The following is a 21,534-nucleotide window of genomic DNA, read 5'->3' as shown; positions in this document are numbered from 1 at the left end:
ACCTTGCACTTTGGTCACATTGAAGAGAATGTCTGGTTGTCGAAAAGCGATGCATTTTTTGAACGACTAGTACTGTGGTACTTTCTCACCCCGCCCAGCATGTTCCGCAACGATCGTAACACGCTTGGCACGCGTCTCGGGTTTCTTGGCACCTGCAATCCAACGTAATACGTTGCGCTTATAAGATTGCGCGGCGGTGCTCCACCATTCATTCGCACGCCATGCCCTGATCTCGGTAATCAGATCCTCAGGCTCTTGAAGCGCGTCGACGTGCGCCATCTCGTCCCATTTCCCCGAAGCCTTGGCTTCTTCGATTGCAGCAAGCCCGTGTTCAGTCATTCGACCATCTTCGATGAGCTTGCGAGCTCTTATTTGATAGGACGCAGCCCACGCCTGTTGTTTTCGTTTCGAGAGAAGCTGCATTGTGCGGTCATCATCAAGTTTAAGACGCCGTCCGTCGATCCAGCCGTAAGCAATGAGAGCATCGAGTACTTGGTCGCGGGTCGTGTATTTATCCCTATTTACGGCCTTCCAAGTTACCAACCAGATACTTTCGTCTTGAGCATGATTTTTGGCAAACCACTCCCAGAGTTCGTCTGCATTGGTGATTTCGACCTTCGCAAATTTTTCCTGATCCATTGCTTCGTTCCTCATCACTCATGATGTACCTAGGAGGATGTTTCTTCAAGAACACGGCAAAATCCAGTGCCCAGACAAAGCTAAACGGACACTGAGAGCCGGTGGCTGAAAGACCGCACAGTCCCGCATATGAGGCTTTATCGCTGACCGCTGCGAATGACCGCTTCGCGCCCTCCGCGTTCGTTGTTTGGTTTGCCCTACACTACACTCACGAAGACCAGTCGACGACATTGATTAGCCTTGTGCCACACCATCATCATTCATCGCCGTCCACCTGACCCAGCGCACGATATTCGCTTTCTGGCACAAACCGCCGCCCTGTGAACATGTCCTTCTTCATACGCGGTGTGAGGTGGCTGTAGTGCTGTTCGATCATGCCGATGGATGTGCCCATCTGCTTGGCTAGTGCGTGGATTTCCATTCCATCATTTACGAGCGCGAACGTGGCATAGGTGTGCCGCAGACTGTACAGCACGCGGTTCTCGCCGGTTTTGGGGCAGGTCAACAAGTCAGATGCAGTCAAAAATGCTTTGAAGGTCTGACGCAGGTGCTCAGTGACTGATCCGTCAGGCAGACAGAACACTGGCAGGTCCAACTTCTGCTTGAGCATTATTTCAAAGGGTATGTGCTTGATGGCGTCTGTTCGAGCGTGGATGCGCCGCAGATAGTCGATGGTGCCCGACCGACCGATGGCTTCACGAGGCTTGGTTTTGCCAGCGAGGTAGAATTCCACATAGTCCAACTGATTTTCTGTGAACACAGTCACATGTTTCCAGCGCAGGTTTTGATCCTCTGTTCCAGGCCGCATGCCGGTGTTGGCAACGATCAGCACATAGTCGCGCAGCAGCTCGCGCATATCGCGTGACTTGCCGCCTTTGCCCTGTTCAATCCAATAGGGCAGTTTGCGGATCATGGTGCGATAATCGGCCAAACTAAAGTCTGGCCTGCGCTGTGCGCCCTCACCATTGTTGGCCAAGATCGGCACCTTGGCCTGCATGACAAAGCCGCGCGACACTGCTTCGGCATAGACCCTGTTCATGGCCGAGTTGTGCGTGTTCAGCGTACTTGCTTTTGGTTCATGGCCAATCACCGTGACCCGCCACGCATTAAACGCCTGAATCCTGTCGTGGTCGATGCTGGTGATGAAGGTCTTGCCAAAGAACGGGATGAAATAGCGGTGCAGCGCTGTGATGTAATCCTTGAACACCTTGCGCCCTGCGCCCGCATCCAGTTGCCGCTGCATATCCACAATGGCCAGCCGCGCCACATCTTCAAAGCGTTTGGTCACAACGGGCAAATCGTGTTTTGAACGAAACCTGTACTCCAAGTACTCGTCACGCGCCGCTATCTTGGCTTCTTCAAGATCCTGCTTGCCAGTGCTGATGCGCACCCAGTGCTGGTCGATCTTGAACGTCGCCTGCCAGAGCCTGCTGTTGCCGCGCTTGTAGGCCTTAACAGCGCCGTCCAGCAGCACGTGCGTATCAGGTTTGAGTGCGACCATCGTACTGTACCTCCAGCGTTATCGCACACTACGGTTTTGTGTTGGTGTTGTCAGCCTGAAAGTCTGGGCTTATTTGCAGATTTGGCTGGGTGCATCATCGTGGTGCTAGAATAGCTAAAATTATGGTATCACTGTTTCGCGCATCGCCATCTTTGCCTACGAGCGTCAAAATTTGGGTGTCAGTCACACAAAAACTAATAAAATCTCAAGGCAGCCCAAGAGCATGCCAAATGTTAGCAACCATTTTGCCGGTGTCGGGAAGGCATCGAATGCACCGGTCGGGCCAATTTCTGGGGCGAATGCAGGGCCGACATTTGCAATCGGGGTCCACGTAGCTGTGATGGATGTTTTGAGCGACAGACTGGTTTGCCCCAACGCGATAGTCAACAGGCCGAAGGACAAGATAAACAAAGTAAAAAATGCAATGACCGAAGACATGACGTCATCGCTGAACTTTTGTCCGCCAAGCTTTGCATTAACAACTGCATGGGGCGAGCTAATGATCTTTAGTTGTGCCTTGATCGCCTCTGCAAGCGGCAACCAGCGAAAGATCTTGATCGAACACCCTATCGACGCGGTGCAGCCGCCGATGAGACCCACGATTATGATGACGACGAGCGCAGTCACCAAGGAGCTGGTTTTGACAAAAGATAACCTTGGATTAGGCTAATGCCGAGTTTTCGCAGAATTTGTAATTCTGCTTCGGTCTCGACACCCTCGGCGATTATCTTCGAACCGAATTCATCAGCATAGGCAGTAATGGCTGCTGCAAGCGCTTGTTTTTTACGATTTGTATCGATGTCACGAATTAGACTAATGTCAAGCTTCAAAATTTCTGGTGACAGTTCCAGAATATGGCGAAAATTGGCATAGCCTGAACCAACATCATCAATAGCCAAAGAAATACCTAGCTCACGGATTCTATTAAGATGATCGTTTAGTGCAAAGTAGCTATCTACGGTGTCAGCCTCATTGAGCTCTATGACAAGATGATCAGTAGCAGCTGTCGCAACCAGATCTTTGAAAGCCTTTGTCGCTACAGTTACTGGTGAGACATTTATTGAGACATAACAATCACCAGACATTTCGTGCGTGCGCTTAATTGGCTCATGAAGCACAGCGATTTCAAGCTCGGACTTAAGTCCACAACGTTCCGCTTCGCGGAAAACACTGTCAGGTGACACGAATAACACGTCTTCGAAACGCGTAAGGGCCTCGAGTCCGACATTCTTGCCAGTGGTTAAATCAACAATTGACTGATATACATTCTGAAACGATCGGTCACTGATGATTTTCATGATAAAATCATGACGTTTGCGTAAATTAGTTGACTTGGTAATGCTGCTTTCCAGAACGCGTGAAGCAAATTCTGCCAAGAGCTCAACAAATCTAACGTCACGCTCTGAGATGTCATTCCTAATTGTTCTAGAGAAACCACAAATCGAACCGTATAATGTTCCGTCGCGCAGAGTGATTGGAACACTGATTAATGTTCCAATAGAAAGTTTCGCTATGTCTGGGATATCTGCAACAAGAGGTTCTTCTTTTGCATTGCGAACAAACCTTGGTAGTTTGTTGTCAGCAACGCGTTTGCAATAAGTTTGCTCAAGATTGCCTACACTTCCTTTATTAATAGGAATATCAGCGCCAGAATCGGAATACTCAACCGCCACTATAACCTGATGATTATTATCAAAGCGGGATATATAAGAAATATCAAAATCCAGCAGCTTTCGGAAAGACGCAGCTGCAGCTTGCAAACTCTCATCTAGGTTTTCCACGTCTGTTAAGAAAGGATCTTTTACAGGTATCAACATATTTAGTTTCATAAGGAGATTTTTTAAGAAAAACCAATATTAAAGTTATAGCGTTATGCTATTAAACATTAACACATCAACTTGTCTTTGTCCAAAGATTAGAAACCTCGAATGCATTTTAAAACGTATATGTTGAAGTATTTCTCATCAAAATCGACATATACACGTACCCTAGGCTTGTCGCCCTCGACATCCGGTAAGCGTGAGATGCCATGCCGTTGAAGGCACCGATGCAGAGCAGTCTGTGACAGATGCGGAATCGACGGTTGGAGAGCTAAGAGGCAATCACCCATCGGCAGCGGCGTATGCCGCCTGAATGCAACGATCATTGCCTCCTCCGCTTCTATGAGAGCGGTTGAGCGCGGCTTTTTCAGACCGGTCTTCAGATCTTCCACGGTCGAACGCTTGCGCCACTTCGCAACAGTCTTGGGGTCGATGCCCAATTCCCTGCTCAGCTGCGCGAGCGAAGTTTGCGATAGATATATTGCAGCTGTGACAACGTGTGTGGTCGTGGCGCTCCCACGACGAACTTGTCCCATAATGGTTCCTTCCATTTCTGAGAAAGGATCGCACCATCAAACCATGGGATCAAACACCTACAATGTTGTTGTCAGGTGGCAGTCTAATCACAGAATGTTTGTTCTTTCTTTCAGCGTTTTTCTGACGATACATACGCTCGTCGGCCAAAGACATAGCATCATTGAATTGGGAGGGCTGAGGGCAATATGCAACGCCAAAGCTTATCTGCATCTCCAGCTTTTTGAAATTCTCTGTGTTGCTAAGTTTTTCCAAGTGCTCTCGAGCACGCTCCAAGATAAGTTCAGATTGTTCGACCGAAGCATCCAGTAAAAGAACAAATTCATCGCCTCCAATTCGTGCCGTGCAGTCAATTCCTCGACTTACTTTGTTAAGAGCGCTCCCCACGCTTTGAATGACAAGATCTCCTGCTTTGTGCCCGAACTTATCATTAACCATTTTGAGATTGTTTACATCAACGACAGCAACGCTGAATCCACTTTTGGTTCTGTTGAAGCTGTTTTTAAGAGCATATTGTAATCCTGCTCGCGAGGCGCAGCCTGTTAGAGAATCTTTAAGGTTATGATTGCGTGCTTTTTGATATTTTACGCGTAAAATCAGAATTAAAATGACCAATAACTGTAAAGCGGCGGAGATCGCGACCGCCATCCAGAGTTGTGACTGGACTGACTTCAACGTCTCGACCATTTGCTGCCGTACTAATACTTTATATTCGCGGTTTTCCTGTAGTACCAGCCCAATAGATGACTTCCATAAATGATTCGCATTTGAAGCGAAGCTTGCAAGTTTTTCGAGTTCTTGCACATTAAGATTATCATTAAGATCGATTATTGCCGCCATCTGGTCACGAATATCTATGATTTCGGTTGGAATCGATGACACGCCTTCTTCATAAAAAACTATCGCGATATTTGGCTCTAAAACTTGGCTTAGGCGCGAGTACAAAATATCAAAATCAGTTCGGACCTCATTTTCAAATGTGTCAGGTGAAGATTTGGCCACATGGGTCAACTTCTCAAATTCTAATAATTCAACTTGGATTTGTGTAGCTGTCCACAACCCTTGGTCACGATCAGCGCTGACTAATGTTTCCACTTGCTGTTTAACATAGCCTATACGTAAAGCGAAGCTTGTGATCAAAGCAAGCCCGATTACAAATACGACGATCCCGATAAGTCGCTCAGAAAAATTTCGCCACAACGTTTGCGTGCTGGTCACTTTCGGTGGTGCAATCCGGTCATGGAAGTGCTTCAACTTTACTTCACTTTCATAGGAAAAAGCGATTAATCGTTTTGCTTGATTTGAGATATGTTACAGCAGTATCTTTGATAGATCAATACGAAGCTCCGGCGATGTAAAAGCGTTTTTGTCAGTCTGCGGCGCCTGGACTTTGCAACGTGTACGGATGGTCTTAGCACGTCTAGCGGGCTGAGGCCGTCCGACTGTCTCATTGCTATCTTGATGGCCTATCGACTGTCCAATTTCGCTTTGGTTGATGAGCGATAAGACTAATGTCTGAATAAATCTCGTCAATATTTTCTTCAATGCGTAAGTGAACATGCGGTTTTTTTTCATCACTGATCTTAGAACTCAATTACGAGGGGCACAGCTCGAGCTGCACCACCTGGATCGCTACAAGTTTGTCGGAGACCGTCAACTTAAGTCAGGATGATGGTTATTACGAAAAGTGATATGGCAAATCGCCACTCACCTGAGATCCGCGCACGTGCGGTCCGAATTGTGTTCAAGCATCAAGGCTCATACGAAACGCAGGTGGGCGCGATTGCGGCCATTGCGCTCAAGATAGGCTGTATTCCTCAGACCTTGAGCGGATGGGTCAAGCAGGCCGAGAACGACAGCGCCATGCGCGACGGGGTGACAACCGAAGAGCGTAATCGCATCAAGATGCTGGAACGGGAAAACCGTAAGCTGCGCCAGACGAATGAAATTCTTCGCAAGGGGTTAGCTTGTTTTGCGCAGGCGGAACTCGACCGCCCGCTCAAGCCATGATCGGCTTCATCGACGTCAAAGGGCTGCTTACGGTGTCGAGTTGATCTGCAGGGTGCTGCCGATCGTGCCGTCAACTTATTACCACCGATTAGCGTGCTTTGCTGATCCATCCAGAGCTTCGGCCCGGCATTAGCGCGACACGGAGCTGCGTCCCAAGATCAAGCGTGTCTGGGATGAGAGTTATCAGTTCTACGGTGTGCGTAAGGATTGGCATCAGTTGAGGCGGAAGGGCCTCACGCTCGCGCGTTGCACCGTGGAGCGCCTGATGAAACAGATCTGGATCCGTGGGGCTGTGCGCGGCATGGTGGTCAAAACATCCGACCCTGACACGTCAGCGCCTTGTCCGCGTGACAAGGTGAACCGCGTGTCCCGAGCACCAACCCCGAACCTTCTCTGGGTCAACGATTTTACGTATGTTTCGACGTGGCCCTCGTAATCGATACGTTTGCTGATCGCAGCGTCGGATGGTGGGTATCACGGTCGGCCAAAACTGACTTTGTTCTCGATGCCCGCGAGCAGGCCCCGCATGATCGGAAGCCTGTGCAGAAGGGCGGCTTGTTCCATTATTCGGACCGCGGCGGGCAATACTTGTCCATTCGCTATACCGAGCGCCTGGCCGAAGCTGGCATCGAACAATCGATCGGCAGCGTTAGGGACTCGTTTGAAAATGCTCTTGCTGAAACGATTAATGGTCTCTACCAAACCGATTCGGTCCATCGCCAAGGCCTGTGGCGCCATATGCTGGATCTGGAAATTGCTCTCCTCGGCTGGGTCTATTCGTTCAACAACAGGCGCCTGCTGGGCCCCATCAGAAACATCCCGCCATGAGACGCCGAAGAGTACTTCTAGGCACAGCGAGACGTGCTCAATATGGTCGCGTGAAATAAAGCTAAATGTCTCCGGTGAAGCCGGGGCGATTCACAAAGCTTCCCTGGTCTTCTTTTATTTTACTTGAATATACCTACGTTCAGCGGGTAACTTTTGGCTTAAATGACTAGCTCGATGTATATTGATGAAAAGAGAATTAACGACATGCCACTAAAAAAATACCTGATCGGGTTTGTTTCGTTAGTGTTGTTGGGGGGCACTTTGCCTTCCGGGGCCATTTCGGCGATGGAATTGACTATCATATTCGATAACTCGGCTGGTCAGATTATAATGACGGATGATCAACTTCAGGCTATGGAGCAGGTTGAGATCATAACAGATACCCCTTGGACTAAAACTCCAATGACATATGAGGGACCAACGCTTTGGTCAGTTCTAGAGCAGGCTGGGGCAATTGGGCGTGAGTTCGAGATGATCGCTTTGAACGACTATAGCATCCGGCTTGCCGCGGATCGCATCACGCCAGACTGGCCGATTGTTGCGCGCTTGCAGAATGGGAAGACCATGAGCGTTCGAGATAAGGGTCCGTATTGGGTTATGTTCCCATTCGATCAAAACAAGGATTTGCAGACTGAAACATTCTTTGCCCTGAGCATTTGGCAATTGGCAAAAATTCGTGTCATCGATTGAGTGTTAATTTTTATACGCATTTAGTTCACGTAGGGTTAGGGTGGTCTTGTCACGTATTTGTGCCGCCCCCGGTGCTCGTTTAGGCCACTTGGCGTTCGAATGCCAAGGGGCTTTTGCCTCCCAATGCTGAGTGCCGACGGCGCGGGTTACAGAAGCCGTTGATGTATTGGAAGATGGCCGTCTCAGCCTGTCGGCGGGTTTCCCAATGGCGTCGCCAGATCAGCTCGGCCTTGATAGTTTTGAAGAAGGTCTCGACTGCGGCGTTGTCATAGCAGTTACCCTTGCCGCTCATCGACACTTTGAACCCACGCTCGCGCAGGATTTTCTGGTAGTCATGCGAACAGTATTGGCTGCCGCGATCACTGTGGAAGATGCAGCCCTTGGGCGGTGATCGCAGAGCGATGGCCATTTTTAGCGCCCGGATCGCCAGGTCGCGCTTCATGCGGTCACTGACCGCCCAGCCGATGACGCGCCGGGAATGCAGATCTAGGATGACAGCGAGATACAGCCACCCCTCCCGGGTCCAGACATAGCTGATATCGCCCGCCCATTTCTGGTTGGGCCGATCCGCCGTGAAGTCACGATCCAGCAGGTTCGGCGCGATATTGAACATGTGGTTGCTGTCCGTCGTCGCTTTGAATTTTCTCGTTCTTTCAACGACAATCCCGTTCTCACGCATCAGCCTTCCAACCCTGCGATGCCCAACATCGACACCGACCTCCTTCAACTCTTCGGTCATTCGTGGGCGGCCATAGCTGCCCAGGCTCAGGCGCGACTATTCCTTGATGTGGGCCAGAACCACCATATCCATGCGCTGCCTGCGGCTGGCTGGGCGGCTGCGGAACGCCCGTAGGCCACGTGGGCTGACATTCATCACCCGGCACAACCGGTCGATTGGGAAGGCCCCGCACTGTTCTTCTACGAACCTGAACCTCACGGCTTTTGGCTCACGAAGAACTGGGTGGCTTTTTTTAGGATGTCCCTCTCCTCCTTGAGGATGCGGATCTCACGCCGAAGCCGTTCATTCTCCCGCGCCAACTCGCGATCCTCGGCTGAGACCACATCCGTGTCGCGGTGCGCGTTCACCCACTTGTTCAAGGTCGATAAGCCGACCCCCAGATCATCCGAATCCTGACGCCGCGAAAGCCCGCTGGTCAACGCGATCCGCACCGCATCTTTGCGAAATTCGTCTGTTCTTCCTGTGCCCATAGCTGTTCTCCTTTGCTGCACATTACGTGATCAAAGGAGCGGCACCAAACCGTGACAAGACCAGTTCCTCCGTGCTAGTGCTGGTCCCGCTTCAAACGTCGGATCGCATCAGCCAAGGCGTGGGCTTGCTTGATCACCGTTGCTGGTTGCGAAAACTGCTTTTGCCATCTGTAAATCGATTTGGTGCTGCCCCCCCGCTCCCAAGCGCGCGACAAATTCGCGAACTAGATAGCCCCAATCTGCGACTTTAACGGCGGTGTCGCGTTTAAAGTTTTTTGTGAATATTGCTCCGACCATCTTGCACTCATTACTTCCAAGATTAAATCAGTTTGACGCGCACAGGGTCGGATGCTATTTTTTATGTTAACCTCTTGAAATAAGATGATTTAGTCGGAACATTTAGTCATAGATGACAGAAAAAAAGTCAGTTGTGTGGAACAGGCGCCCGGTTCGCGTAACCCTTAGTGTTTGTTTGATTGCAGTGGGCGTTTATGCGTTAATTCCGTTTGTGTTGAGCGTGACCAGTAGTCGCAGCGTCATCAATACAACGGTTCTCCCAATGACGTCCCCTATCAATGGGTTCGTTCATGGGGCGCCGCAGGAGGCAGGACGCTGGATTGAGCGGGATGAACTTTTGTTCACCGTCGCTAATGAAAACCAAAATCGTAGCTTCCTAAATGAGCTTCTTACCGAGCGTCGAACTTTAGCGCAAAGAATAGATGCGTTTACTGTACAGGCCGAGGATCTGCAACAGCTCATGACGCAATTGGGCGTGAACGTTTATCAATACCAGCGCTTTACGAGTGATCGTATCGAACACGAGATCGCGAGGCTTGAAGCAGATCGCGCCGCGCGTCAGGCCGCTCTGTCCTCTGTGCGCAGTAACCTGTCCAGACAGCAGCAATTGAATGATAATGGTTACGCAAGAGATGTTGAAGTCGAGGATTTGACCTTCCAGGTGCAAGGGCTTGAGGCGGAAATATCGTCTATAGCGGCGCAGGTCAGGGTGCTTGAGGCAGATCAAGCCGGGTTACGCGCTGGAACATTTGTCGGCATTGGTCGAAACGATGTTCCTTATTCAATGCAGCGGGCAGACGAAATCCGAATTCTGCTTGCCGATATTGCCGCGCGTCTGAGCGAGGACAGAACGCGCATTGCTGAAATTGATCGTGAGATTCTTATTGAACAAGAACAACTAGCCCGCACCGAACGTTTTGAGGTCAGGTCGCCAATGCCAGGCGTATTATGGCGAAGCTACATTTATCCCGGTGCGGCTGTGCCGTCCGAAAACGAGCTGATAGTAATCGCAGATTGTGAAACGCTTTTCGTAGATGCGGCGGTTTCCAACCGCAGCGTGAATACGGTGATGCCTGGAATGCAGGTGTCGGTCAGACTGGTGGGATCAAGCATGCAATTCGATGGCATTGTCTCGAATGTATATGGTGGCGCGTCGATGCTTGCTCTGGATCGGACACAAGCTGCAGTGCTCATTGATGTCGAGGCCTCGGAAATCGTGGCCCGAATTGCGATTGATATCAGTGAGCTTCCACAATTGCGCGAAAATGCATGTTACATTGGGCGGCAAGTTTCGGTCGAGTTTCCAAAGCAAACAATGTCCTTTCTGAGGGACATGTTCTGAGGGCTCCATTTTGAACTTCGACCTTTCTGCTTTTGCGCCGATCATCCTCATTCTGGGATTGTATCTGTTGGTCGCGCCGTTGCTCCCGGTCAAAAAAACATGGGCGCGGTCAAGTGTGGCCATTGTTTGCGTCTTGCTTGGTTTGCGCTATGTTTATTGGCGCTTGAATTCGACAGTCTTGCCTTATGACGAACAGTTCGGGATAGAATTCATTTGGATATGGTTCGTTTTCATAGTCGAAGTCGCAATCTACATTGAAGCGGTTGTCTTTTTCCTGATTATGTCGCGCTATAAGCCGCGTCACGAAGAGGCTGATGCGGGTGAGGCGGCGCTAATTGCGCGCGGTGTTTACCCACCGGTTGATGTGTTCATTCCGACATATAACGAACCGCCTGAGGTGCTGGAAAAAACCATCGTTGGCGCTGCTGGCATTGATTATCCCAATTTAACGGTTTGGGTTCTGGACGACGGCAAACGCGACTGGCTGTGCGGCATGTGTGAAACAGAAGGTGCGCGCTACCTGACGCGGCCCGACAATAGTCATGCAAAAGCCGGAAATCTCAACAATGCCCTGCTTTATGCCGAGGGAGATTTTATTGCCATTTTTGACGCGGACTTCGTGCCGCATCGGAATTTTCTAAAACGGACCATTGGCTTGTTCGATGATCCCGAGGTTGGCATTGTTCAAACACCGCAGCATTTCTTTAATCAGGATCCTATCCAATTCAATCTGGACCTGACGAAGGATTGGCCTGATGAACAGCGTCTGTTCTTCGACAAGATGGCCGAATGTCGGGATGCATGGGGTGTCGCCTTTTGTTGTGGCTCTTGTTCGGTGACCCGCCGCGCCGCGCTGAGAGCCGCTGGCGACCAATATCCAACAGAATCGATTACCGAGGATCTGTTAACAACCCTTAAGCTGTCGCGCGCGGGTTACAAGACCCGCTATTTGAATGAACGTTTGAGCATGGGGCTTGCAGCGGAAAGCCTTGAGGGCTTTTTTGTCCAGCGCGCCCGCTGGTGCCGGGGAGGGATTCAGTCGATTTTCCTGCCCGACGGGCCGTTGGGCCCCGGTATTCCACTGCTAAATCGCCTCTTATTTTTTCCTTGGAGTTGGCTGATCCAATATCCATCACGATTTGTGATCATGATAATCCCTATAGTCGTGCTGTGGACTGGTCTGATGCCGCTGCATTTCACCAGTATCGAAGAACTTATTTTTTATCAATTCCCAGTCTTCTTGACATATTACCTTTTTATGCGCTGGATGCTGCCCTATCATTATATGCCGGTGCTTTCCACTGCCCAAAGTTGGTTCGCAACCTTCCGTCTCTTGCCGACAGTCCTGAGCAGCATCATCAAGCCCTTTGGTGTTCCTTTTCGGGTCACGCCCAAAGGCAACTTAAACAACACTGAAGGTTTTGATGCGCTGACGTTCTTCTTTATACTTATCTTTATTGTTTTGACTGTTTTGGGTGTCATTGTTAATTTATTCCCAGAAACTGATATCCTTGAGGCAGTACAATTCTTCCCGGTGGCGCTCTTCTGGGCAGGATTGAACATCATTACGCTGCTGTTGGCGCTTCTAATGTGTTTCGATGCACCGCGAAAGCGCAGCGAGGAAAGATTTGATGCGGATGAAGATACGGTTCTTCATGGTGACGGCTCTGCAATTGTCCGGGTATGTGACCTGAGCCTCAATGGGTGCCGTGTATCATACAGTGGGCTTGATAATATCGCCCAGATTGACATTGAAGGCGTTGGACTCGTTGCTGCGAAAACCTTGCGCCATTTTCCCTGGGATAATCCGACCTACACAAGCTTGAAATTCATACATACGCCGGAAACCCGCCGAGCACTGATACGCAAACTGTTCGGCGGGGGGTATTCCAATGCCGTCAAACAGGTCTTTACTGGGACGGTTATCGGGAAGCTGTTTCGGCGCATGTTCGGGCCCCCCCTTACTTGAGTGTATCACTGAAACGAAAAGTGTGTAACAGCGGGGAATACACTCGCGTAGTTTCGGTAGTCCCCCCTGGATATAAGAGGCTGAATGAATAGAATTTTCTCGGCAATATTAACTAGGAGATTTCGAATGAAGACAGGAAGATAAGCCACATTAGCCTGCTACTATACAGTTTGGACACTGATCAATAAAACTGCCGCAAAATTAGTAATCCGCAAAACTGTGCCCCAAACATTATGTTGCCAACACAGTGTTCAAACCCGCGACTCGCAAACACTGTGTTCAACACAGTGTTCGAACCCACAAACGCAGCACAAAACTGTGCGATGAGTGTGCAACACATTTCGTCAAAATGTGCGATACTTACAGCGTTGTTATTGTTGGTTTAAATGGTGCCCAGGGGCGGAATCGAACCACCGACACGAGGATTTTCAATCCACTGCTCTACCCCTGAGCTACCCGGGCACCGGGACGGAATATCCGTCGGGTAGCGCGCTTTTAGACGTGGCCTGCGCGGGTGTCCAGAGGGAAAGGCGGGCTTAATGCAGTTTCCCGTCACCGTCTTCGGCCAGGTCGGGATCATCGTCCTCGGCGTCGTCCCGGCCGGCGGGTATTGCGTAGCTGCCAGTCAGCCATTTACCCAGATCGACATCGGCGCAGCGGCGCGAACAAAACGGGCGATAGGCCTTGTCGGTGGGCCGGTTACAGATCGGGCAGGCCATCACAGCCGCCTCAGCAGGTCCGCGGGCAACGGCAGCCGTTCGCGTTTGCGCTGCAGTTCGAACAGGCCCATGGGCGTCCAGCCGACCAGCGATGTCTCGACAGGGTCGTTCTTAAAGGCGGCGCGCAAAGATTGTTCAACCTGTTTGCGGTGCGTCTTGGACATTGACACGAAATCCACGCTGATCTGTCCACCCAAACCCCGGAGCCGCAGCGCGCGCGGTAAGGCGCGGGCAGCGGCGAGGTTGGCCTTCAGCGCCGCTGCAGGGGTCGTGTCGCTGCCTGTGTTCACATCCACGGCGACCAGCGCGCGGGTGGGTTCGACATACATCTGCCCTTCGCCCAGCGGCACCAGCGCCTGACCCAATGCCGCGATCTGTTCCAGCACCCCGTGGCTGGCAAAGCTGCCCGGTACGGTCACGATCTCGCTTGCGCCGGTCCAGTCGCGCCAGGCCAGCACATGCGGGCTGTCGCCTTCGGTCAGCGCCTCTGGGCTGTCACCGTCTGCATCGGCCAGCACCGCATCGGCAAGGTCCAGCATCGCTGTGATATCCTCGGCGATCTCGGTCGGATCGGCTGTTTCGCAAGATGACCGCAGGATCAGCCCGTGCTCTCCCTCATGCGCGGCATGCGCGATAGCCAGCAGATTATCGCGGATGTCCTCGTCGACGATCTGGCGCGAGATGTTCAGCCCCGGCTTACCCGGTGTCACGATCGCATAGCGGCTTTTGAATAGCACGCGGTCGGTCACAGGGACGGCCTTGCTGCCTTCGGCATAGCCTGTGACCTGCACCAGCAGCGCCTGACCCTGCCGCAGCCCCTTGCCTGCGCGCAGAAAGGCGGTGTCGCCGTCGGGCAGGCGCAGCATCATGCCGCCTTGCCCCTTGATCGGCCGGTCGCAGATCGCGCGATAGATCGCACCGGGGCGCGGGGCGTCGGTCTGGTCGATCAGCAGATCGTCAAGCTTGCCATCGACAAGATATGCCGCGGCTTCAAGCCCGTTCACATGATCGAGGATGATGCTACGACCCTTCATAACGCGTCCTTGTATAATGAATAGCCGGCGGCGGTCAGCAGTCCGGCGGTTTCGGTCAGCGGCAGGCCCACGATGCCGGTATAAGACCCGTTGATCCACGGGATAAACGCCCCTGCAGGCCCCTGGATCGCATAGCCGCCCGCCTTGCCCTGCCAGTCACCGCTGGCCAGGTAGGCGTTCACTTCGGCATCGGATAATTGTTTGAACGCGACCGTGCTTTGTACATCGCGCAGCCATGTCCGCGTACCGCGCTTGACGGCCACAGCAGTGATGACCTTGTGCCGCCGGCCCGACAGCGCATAAAGAAACTCCGCCGCCTCGCCTGCATCACGTGGTTTGCCCATGATCCGCCGCCCAAGTGCGACGGTCGTATCGGCGCATAGCACAACGGTATCGTCATCGGCCACCATCGCGGCCAGCTTTTCCATGGCGATCCGTTTGACATAATCGCGCGGCAATTCGGCGCGGCGCACGTCTTCGTCGATGTCGGGCGGGCGCACAGCGTCCGGCACGACACCAAGCTGCGCCAAAAGCTCCAGCCGCCGGGGCGAGCCAGAGCCGAGGATCAGTTTCAATCCGGTATCGGGGGGCAGGGTGGTCATGTCGCGCGGCGCAAAACGCCTGTCCGCAAAGGGCGAACCATCGGTATCGCCTTACTTGAAACGATAATTGATCCGACCCTTTGTCAGGTCATAGGGGGTCATTTCGACCTGCACCTTGTCGCCTGCCAGAACGCGGATGCGGTTCTTGCGCATCTTGCCTGCCGTATGCGCGATGATCTCATGGCCGTTTTCCAGCTCGACCCGAAATGTCGCGTTCGGCAGAAGTTCTTTCACGACACCTGGGAATTCGAGCAGTTCTTCCTTGGCCATGTGATCTCCTGTATATCTCGTCCGCTCTTTGCGAACCGCTGCTAAATGCGCCTGTCCGGTTCGTTTTTCAAGGGTAAATATGCATGTGCTGCGAATGGATCGCGTGTCATGCGGACGGATCATCCGTCGCAGGACCAAAGCGGGCGACCAACCGGTCATGAATCTGGTCGCGAGCTTGCCGGTACAACGCCAGACGCGCCTCGCGGCTGTCACCCATGCCTGTGGGGTCAATGATCGGCCAGTATTCGACATCAAGATGAAAGAACTGCGTCAGATCCAATGCGCGGCGCTGGCTGGCGGGCGACAGCGCCAGCACCAGATCGAACGACGACAGGTCATCGCCCCATTGTTCCATCTCATCGAATGACCGCGACCGGTGGCGCGATACTTCGACTCCGATTTCGGCACAGACCGTGATGGCAAAACCGTCTATTTCCATATCGTTCTTGACGCCGACGGATTGGACATAACAGCGTTTGCCGTAAAGTTTCTTCATGATCCCTTCGGCCATCGGGGACCGAACGGAATTATGGTCGCAGCAAAACAACACCGATTGGGGCAGGCGGGCATAGGTGCCGGTATCGCCCACATCAGCCCCCAAAATGCAGCACACAGATCAGCGTGAACAGGCGGCGGGCGGTGTCGTTATCGACCACGGCCTTACCTTCGAGCCGTTCCTGCAATACCCGCGCGCCTTCGTTGTGGATGCCACGGCGGGCCATGTCGATGGTTTCGATCTGGCTGGGGGGGAGTGTTTTCACCGCATCAAAATAGCTGGCGCAGATCTGGAAATAATCCTTCACCACCTGCCGGAACGGCCCAAGCGATAGATGAAACGCGCCCGCAGGTGTTCCGTCCTCCAGTTGGATATCGAACACCAGCCGCTTTTCACGGATCGACAGGCCGAGCTTGAACGGCCCTTCCGGCACGGCGCGGTCGTCGCGCGGGGGCATGGCGAAACTGTTGTCTTCCAACAGGTCGAACATCGCGACCTTGCGTTCCTGGTCAATCTCGGGCGTGGGTGCGGGCAATCCGCTGTCATCAAGGATGATATTGACGATGCGCGTCATCTCAGCTCCCCCGGTTCAGCCGATCAAGCCGCGCGCGCACGCTCAGCCCATGGGCTTGCAGGCTTTCGGATTTGGCCAGCCGTTCGGCGGATGGGCCGATGGCGGCCAGTGCGCCAGGCGTCATGCGCGACAGGGTGGTGCGTTTGATAAAGTCCATCACGGATAATCCACTCGAAAAACGGGCCGACCGCGCGGTCGGCAAAACATGGTTTGGCCCGCCTATGTAATCGCCGATTGCCTCTGGTGTCCAACTGCCAATAAAGATCGCCCCCGCATGGGTGATCCGGCCTGCCAGCGCATCGGCATCCGCCGTGCAAAGTTCCAGATGTTCGGGTGCGATCCGGTCGGACAGCGCCACCGCCTCGTCCATATCCGCGACCGTGATGATTGCGCCAAAATCGCGCCAGCTGGCCCCCGCAATGGCGCGCCGTTCCAGCGTTTGCAGCCGGGCATCGACCGCCGCAGCCACCGCGCGCCCGAAATCGGCATCATCGGTGATCAACAGCGATTGCGCGCTTTCGTCATGTTCGGCCTGTGACAACAGATCAAGCGCGATCCAGTCGGGGTCATTGTCACGATCCGCGATGACAAGTATCTCCGACGGCCCTGCGATCATGTCGATCCCCACCTTGCCGAACACCCGCCGTTTGGCCGCCGCGACAAAGGCATTGCCCGGCCCTGTGATCTTGTCCACGGGCGGGATGGTCTGGGTGCCATAGGCCAGTGCTGCAATCGCCTGCGCGCCGCCGATGCGATAGATTTCGTCCACCCCCGCGATCTGTGCCGCCATCAGGACCAAAGGATTGGTCACACCGTCCGGCGTCGGCACCACGATGGCCAAGCGCGCAACCCCCGCGACCTTGGCCGGAATAGCGTTCATCAGCACCGAAGACGGATAGCTGGCCAGCCCGCCCGGCACATAAAGCCCCGCCGCCGACACCGGCGTCCAGCGCCAGCCGAGCGTGGCGCCTGTGTCATCGGTCCAGCTGGCATCGTCAGGCATCTGGCGGCTATGATAGGCGCGGATGCGCGCGGCGGCGAGTTCCAGCGCGGCACGGTCCTCGTCGGACACCAGCGCGCATTCGGCGGCGATTTCTGCGGGGGTAAAGCGCAACGTGTCCGGCGTCAGGTCAAGCCGGTCAAAGCGCGAGGTCAGGTCAATGACCGCCTGATCGCCGCGCGCGCGCACATCGGCGATAATTTCGGCCACGATATGATCCACATCCGGGCTGTCTTCGCGTTTCGCGCCCAAAAGGGCGATAAAGCGGGCCTCGAAATCAGGGTCGGTCGTGGACAGGAACTGCGGCATTGATGTCTCCTTCGTGACAGGGGACATAGCGGGGACGGTGCGCCGCTTCAATGGTATCAGTCAGGGTATCAGTCGGGATGCGTGGGTGCCTTGCCTGACGGTGCTGCATAGGGTTGGGTCACATCGCGCAGCACGGCTTCCAATGCCTCGACATTCAAGGCAATCGCGCCATCACCCGCAAGCATCAGTTCGACCCGTCCCGCGCCATCGGCTGTCGGCACAAAACTGATCGACAACAGCGAACAGACAAGATCGCTGTCGGCCTTGTCGATGCCCTGGCTTTGCACGGCCATCACATCCTCGAACGCCAGCACCGATTGCACGCGTTCGGGCTGCTGACGCCCGTTTTCCCAGCGAAAGCGGTTGATCAACAGGGCAAAGCGGCGCGCCTTGCGGTCCCAGCGCATTTCCGACACCGGAAACACAGCATCCTGCGTGATCGCGGCGATCACTGCCAGATCATCGGCATCCATCGCGCGCAGGCGCAAAGGCTTGTCCGCCCCGTCGCGGAAACTGGCGTCCTGCGTCATGCTGACACCCGTTCGATATTGGCCCCGACGGCGCGCAGCTTTTCCTCGACATGTTCGTATCCGCGATCAAGGTGATAGACGCGACTGACCAGCGTCTCACCTTCTGCCGCCAGCCCCGCAAGGATCAGCGACACCGAGGCGCGCAGATCGGTCGCCATGACAGGCGCGCCTTTCAGGCGGTCCACACCCTGCACTGTGGCGGTCCCGCCCTGCACGTCGATCTTGGCCCCCATGCGGATCAGTTCGGGGGCGTGCATGAAACGGTTCTCGAAAATCTTTTCTTCCAGCACCGATGTCCCCTGCGCCGTGCAAAGCATCGCCATCATCTGCGCCTGCAGATCCGTCGGAAAGCCGGGGAACACGGCCGTCGTGACATTGACAGCCTTTGCGCGGCTGCCGTTGCGTTTCACCAAGATCCCGTCAGGAGTTTCCGAGACATCCACACCGGCCTCGGCCAGTTTTTCGGCGAAAGACGCGACCAGATCCATCCGTCCACCCAGACATTCCACCGCGCCGCCTGCAAAAACAGGGGCCAGCATATAGGTGCCAAGTTCGATCCGGTCGGTCACGACAGGATGGGTCGCAGCGCCCAGCCGGTCCACGCCCTGAATAGTGATCGTGCTGGTGCCTTCACCCTCGATCTGCGCACCCATGCGGCGCAGGCATTGGGCGAGATCGACGATTTCCGGCTCGCGCGCGGCGTTTTCGATGATCGTCGTGCCTTTGGCCAATGTGGCGGCCATCAGCACGTTTTCGGTGGCGCCCACGCTGGCAAACCGCAGTGCGACCCGCGCGCCTTTCAGCCCGCCCTTGGCGGTCGCATGCAGATAGCCGTCCTTCAACTCGATCGTGGCCCCCATGGTTTCAAGTGCTGTGACATGAATATCCATCGGCCGCGCGCCAATCGCGCAACCGCCCGGCAAGGAGACAATGGCCTGATGATGCCGGGCCAACAGCGGACCAAGCACAAGGTTGGACGCGCGCATCTTGCGCACGATTTCATAATCCGCGCGGGTCGAGGTCATGGCATGCGACGACAGCACCTGCACCTTGCCGTTCTGCATCGACGTGACCTCGACGCCCAAGGATTGCAGCAGTGCTGTCATCGTTTTGATATCCGACAGGCGCGGCGCGTTGGTCAGGGTCAGCGGCTCCTCTGACAGCAGGGTCGCGGGCATCAGCGCCAGCGCCGCGTTCTTGGCACCGGCGATCTGGATCTTGCCGTTGAGTGCCGCACCGCCCTTGACCAAAATGGAATCCATGCTGCCTAGTCTTTCTTTTGTTTGTCTGCACCCGCGTCGCGGGCGCGCGCCTGTGCCTTGCGCTTGGCCATATTGGCCTTAAGCGCGGCTTTCAACCTTTCTTCGCGCGTTGCGGCGGGTTTGGCAGGCTGTGGCTTGCTGTCTTTGCTGTCCATGGCACCCTGTTAGCAAGACCCGCAAAAACCGTCCAGAGAGGGCTTGCACGCGCAGGCGAATGTCGGTAATCCCCCGCCTCACGGATGCTGTGGTAGCTCAGTGGCAGAGCACACCCTTGGTAAGGGTGAGGTCGAGAGTTCAATCCTCTCTCACAGCACCATCTTTATGGTTTGATATCGCTATATTGCGCTTTGCAGTCTGATGACGTTTCATTGGACACCAAGTCGGCAGATATAGGTTCAACTTGCTTGCGACCGGCATCATCCTGCCCAGGATGCGTCTTGTGGCAGGAACCGCAAATCAAAACTCTGACTGGATCGTGATGCCCGCTGACAGGCTGTCGCGGGTGAAACGAGTGACATTGCTGTCGGTATTACTGCCGGTGATATTCAGAACCGGGGTGAACCCGGCATAGCTGACAGCGGGAAAACCGATCGTGGCGCCATAAAACAAAGTGGTGTCTTGGCGACCACCCGCGACAGTGAAAGGGCCGATGCTGTAGTCGGGAAAATCGGCCTTTGACGCCCCGCCGCTGATGCTGAGCGACACTGGGCCAATCGGGTCTGCCCGGGTATAGCTGATCTGCGCCGTCCATTCGGTGGATGTGTAATTCGCATTGCCGCCTGCGGCATCGGCATAGCTGATGCTGGCATTGATCTGGTCTCGGTTTTGCAACCCGTAACCATAGGCGGCACCAAAGGTGGTGCGCACCACATCGCTGATCAGGGCCTGATCATAGGATGTCCAGCTGCGCCCTGCCATGACGCTGATGTCGGACCTGTCGCCAAGCGGCAGCCGCCGGTCGATATCGAACTGCCAGACATCGAATTTCTGCACCTCGGTTTGCAATGTCACATTGTCCAGATCGCGGTAATCGACCATCGCATAGGACAGCTGCGCCCCGATGCTGCCGATGCCCAAGGCGCGGTCATGGCGCAGGTTGAAGGTGATTTTATCGGTTGCCAGCGCCTCGTCCGGCACATTGACAGCCTCGGTGATCCGGATACGCGCGCCTTGATATTGGGTCCCGATCAGGATGCGGCTGGTCGGGCTTTCCTGCAGCCGGTAAGTCGCCCCAAGACCTAGCGCACCGCGCCACCCCGCCAGCGCCTGTGCGTCATCTGACAGCGAGCCCGTCGGCGTGCCCGGTGCAGCGGCGACACCGCCCGCAGCCCCGCCGTTCACGTTAGAAGACGGCACCAGCGATGCCGATAGATCAAAGGACCACGGGTTCAGGCGGCGGATAACGCTGCCATCGGCCCTGGTCTGGGCGCGTTCTGCGTCATTGGGGGCCACGATCAGCGCACGGCGCAGCCAATAGGTCGCAAGGATGAACCTCTCTTCTTCGGCGGCGGCCAATGCTGTCAGGCGCGCGGCCTCATAGCGGTGTTCATCGCTCTGTGACAGGGCAAAGGCCCGCGCACCCGCCCTGCGGCCAGTGGCGGTGTCGCCTTGCTGCGGGGCGGCGGCGGCAACAAGGATCCATGCCGCGCGGTCATCGGGCTCCTGCGACAGCACCGCACGCGCAAGATCGAGCGCCAAGGCGCTGTCGCCCGCGAAAAGCGCCTGTCTGGCAAGATCGCGGGCCTCCTGCAGGGACAGATCGATCGAAGTTTGCGCGCTGATCGCCGATCCGGTCACGCAAACCGCCAGCACAAGGCCCGTCAGTTTCCGTGCGATGAAAGTCACCACTGGCTCGGATAACGCCTGCCCGTGGCGCAACCACAGATGCATCATCTTTCG

At 54.6% G+C, this 21,534-nt stretch carries 19 protein-coding genes, 2 tRNA genes, 3 pseudogenes and 1 other annotated feature; of the genes and pseudogenes, 5 read left to right on the top strand and 19 right to left on the bottom strand.

What is annotated here, in order from left to right; genetic code table 11:
* Window positions 1-66: 66 nt before the first annotated feature.
* From SKA53_RS07520 to SKA53_RS07495, 6 genes and pseudogenes are all read right to left on the bottom strand, one after another.
* Window positions 67-639, bottom strand: coding sequence for a YdeI/OmpD-associated family protein (locus SKA53_RS07520; protein ID WP_040483203.1), 573 nt, complete (start codon window positions 637-639; stop codon window positions 67-69).
* 256 nt (window positions 640-895) lie between these two features.
* A complete protein-coding gene (locus SKA53_RS07515) occupies window positions 896-2,140 on the bottom strand; it encodes a hypothetical protein (RefSeq protein WP_007205501.1) in 1,245 nt (414 codons plus the stop codon).
* A gap of 183 nt (window positions 2,141-2,323) precedes the next feature.
* Window positions 2,324-2,767, bottom strand: coding sequence for a potassium transporter TrkG (locus SKA53_RS07510; RefSeq protein WP_007205500.1), 444 nt, complete (start codon window positions 2,765-2,767; stop codon window positions 2,324-2,326).
* Complete coding sequence (locus SKA53_RS15220; protein WP_081440124.1) at window positions 2,764-3,969, bottom strand: sensor domain-containing phosphodiesterase; 1,206 nt, start codon at window positions 3,967-3,969, stop codon at window positions 2,764-2,766. The genes SKA53_RS07510 and SKA53_RS15220 overlap by 4 nt, the downstream gene beginning before the upstream one ends.
* Window positions 3,970-4,085: 116 nt before the next feature.
* Window positions 4,086-4,496, bottom strand: a pseudogene (locus SKA53_RS07500) (IS481 family transposase); the annotation flags it as partial.
* Window positions 4,497-4,545: 49 nt separating this feature from the next.
* Window positions 4,546-5,712, bottom strand: a complete 1,167-nt coding sequence (locus tag SKA53_RS07495; RefSeq protein ID WP_165474488.1) for a GGDEF domain-containing protein — start codon at window positions 5,710-5,712, stop codon at window positions 4,546-4,548.
* A gap of 453 nt (window positions 5,713-6,165) precedes the next feature.
* Here SKA53_RS07495 and SKA53_RS15215 point away from each other — a divergent pair.
* Together SKA53_RS15215 and SKA53_RS07475 are read left to right on the top strand one after the other, a co-directional pair.
* Window positions 6,166-7,332 (top strand): annotated as a pseudogene (locus tag SKA53_RS15215) (IS3 family transposase).
* Window positions 6,459-6,574 (top strand) — a sequence feature (AL1L pseudoknot). (Overlaps the previous pseudogene by 116 nt.)
* 174 nt (window positions 7,333-7,506) lie before the next feature.
* Window positions 7,507-8,022 (top strand): hypothetical protein, encoded by a 516-nt coding sequence (locus SKA53_RS07475; RefSeq protein ID WP_050752678.1) that lies wholly within the window; start codon window positions 7,507-7,509, stop codon window positions 8,020-8,022.
* Between the two features lie 79 nt (window positions 8,023-8,101).
* Here SKA53_RS07475 and SKA53_RS15210 read toward each other — a convergent pair.
* A pseudogene (locus tag SKA53_RS15210) lies at window positions 8,102-9,231 on the bottom strand (IS3-like element ISLve1 family transposase).
* 409 nt (window positions 9,232-9,640) lie between these two features.
* On the opposite strand from SKA53_RS15210, the gene SKA53_RS07460 reads away from it, so the two are divergent.
* Both SKA53_RS07460 and SKA53_RS07455 read left to right on the top strand, forming a co-directional pair.
* Entirely contained in the window at window positions 9,641-10,870 is a 1,230-nt protein-coding gene (locus SKA53_RS07460; RefSeq protein WP_040482837.1) for an HlyD family efflux transporter periplasmic adaptor subunit, read from the top strand.
* A 10-nt stretch (window positions 10,871-10,880) separates the two neighbouring features.
* Window positions 10,881-12,839 (top strand): glycosyltransferase, encoded by a 1,959-nt coding sequence (locus SKA53_RS07455; RefSeq protein WP_007205490.1) that lies wholly within the window; start codon window positions 10,881-10,883, stop codon window positions 12,837-12,839.
* A 387-nt stretch (window positions 12,840-13,226) separates the two neighbouring features.
* Here SKA53_RS07455 and SKA53_RS07450 read toward each other — a convergent pair.
* From SKA53_RS07450 to SKA53_RS15550, 11 genes are all read right to left on the bottom strand, one after another.
* Window positions 13,227-13,301 (bottom strand) — tRNA-Phe (locus tag SKA53_RS07450).
* 74 nt (window positions 13,302-13,375) lie between these two features.
* The gene (locus SKA53_RS07445) at window positions 13,376-13,558 is read right to left on the bottom strand and encodes a DNA gyrase inhibitor YacG (protein ID WP_007205489.1); all 183 of its coding nucleotides are present in this window, start codon (window positions 13,556-13,558) and stop codon (window positions 13,376-13,378) included.
* Window positions 13,558-14,592, bottom strand: a complete 1,035-nt coding sequence (locus tag SKA53_RS07440) for a ribonuclease E/G (protein WP_007205488.1) — start codon at window positions 14,590-14,592, stop codon at window positions 13,558-13,560. The genes SKA53_RS07445 and SKA53_RS07440 overlap by 1 nt, the downstream gene beginning before the upstream one ends.
* The gene (locus SKA53_RS07435) at window positions 14,589-15,194 is read right to left on the bottom strand and encodes a Maf family protein (protein ID WP_007205487.1); all 606 of its coding nucleotides are present in this window, start codon (window positions 15,192-15,194) and stop codon (window positions 14,589-14,591) included. Before SKA53_RS07435 ends, SKA53_RS07440 begins: the two co-directional genes overlap by 4 nt.
* Window positions 15,195-15,245: 51 nt before the next feature.
* Window positions 15,246-15,464 (bottom strand): translation initiation factor IF-1, encoded by a 219-nt coding sequence (gene infA / locus SKA53_RS07430; RefSeq protein WP_007205486.1) that lies wholly within the window; start codon window positions 15,462-15,464, stop codon window positions 15,246-15,248.
* Window positions 15,465-15,570: 106 nt separating this feature from the next.
* A complete protein-coding gene (locus SKA53_RS07425) occupies window positions 15,571-16,053 on the bottom strand; it encodes a low molecular weight phosphatase family protein (RefSeq protein WP_040483198.1) in 483 nt (160 codons plus the stop codon).
* A gap of 1 nt (window position 16,054) precedes the next feature.
* Window positions 16,055-16,534: a UPF0262 family protein gene (locus tag SKA53_RS07420; RefSeq protein WP_007205484.1), complete on the bottom strand. Its 480-nt coding sequence runs from the start codon at window positions 16,532-16,534 to the stop codon at window positions 16,055-16,057.
* Window position 16,535: 1 nt separating this feature from the next.
* Window positions 16,536-17,843 (bottom strand): histidinol dehydrogenase, encoded by a 1,308-nt coding sequence (gene hisD, locus SKA53_RS07415; protein WP_007205483.1) that lies wholly within the window; start codon window positions 17,841-17,843, stop codon window positions 16,536-16,538.
* Between the two features lie 68 nt (window positions 17,844-17,911).
* A complete protein-coding gene (locus SKA53_RS07410) occupies window positions 17,912-18,373 on the bottom strand; it encodes a DUF2948 family protein (RefSeq protein WP_007205482.1) in 462 nt (153 codons plus the stop codon).
* Window positions 18,370-19,635 carry a UDP-N-acetylglucosamine 1-carboxyvinyltransferase gene (gene murA / locus SKA53_RS07405; protein ID WP_007205481.1) on the bottom strand — a complete coding sequence of 422 codons (1,266 nt, stop codon included), beginning with the start codon at window positions 19,633-19,635 and terminating at the stop codon, window positions 18,370-18,372. Before murA ends, SKA53_RS07410 begins: the two co-directional genes overlap by 4 nt.
* A 5-nt stretch (window positions 19,636-19,640) precedes the next feature.
* Window positions 19,641-19,790 carry a hypothetical protein gene (locus SKA53_RS15550; protein ID WP_007205480.1) on the bottom strand — a complete coding sequence of 50 codons (150 nt, stop codon included), beginning with the start codon at window positions 19,788-19,790 and terminating at the stop codon, window positions 19,641-19,643.
* A gap of 86 nt (window positions 19,791-19,876) precedes the next feature.
* Between SKA53_RS15550 and SKA53_RS07400 the strand changes: the two genes are divergently transcribed.
* Window positions 19,877-19,951 (top strand) — tRNA-Thr (locus tag SKA53_RS07400).
* Window positions 19,952-20,091: 140 nt separating this feature from the next.
* On the opposite strand, the gene SKA53_RS07395 is transcribed toward SKA53_RS07400, so the two are convergent.
* Window positions 20,092-21,528 carry a hypothetical protein gene (locus tag SKA53_RS07395; RefSeq protein WP_007205479.1) on the bottom strand — a complete coding sequence of 479 codons (1,437 nt, stop codon included), beginning with the start codon at window positions 21,526-21,528 and terminating at the stop codon, window positions 20,092-20,094.
* Between the last annotated feature and the right edge of the window lie 6 nt (window positions 21,529-21,534).

This window comes from Yoonia vestfoldensis SKA53 (genome assembly GCF_000152785.1).
Classification (GTDB): domain Bacteria; phylum Pseudomonadota; class Alphaproteobacteria; order Rhodobacterales; family Rhodobacteraceae; genus Yoonia; species Yoonia vestfoldensis_A.
Note: the sequence above shows the minus strand (reverse complement) of the source record. Positions and strands in the feature narration are given on the sequence as shown.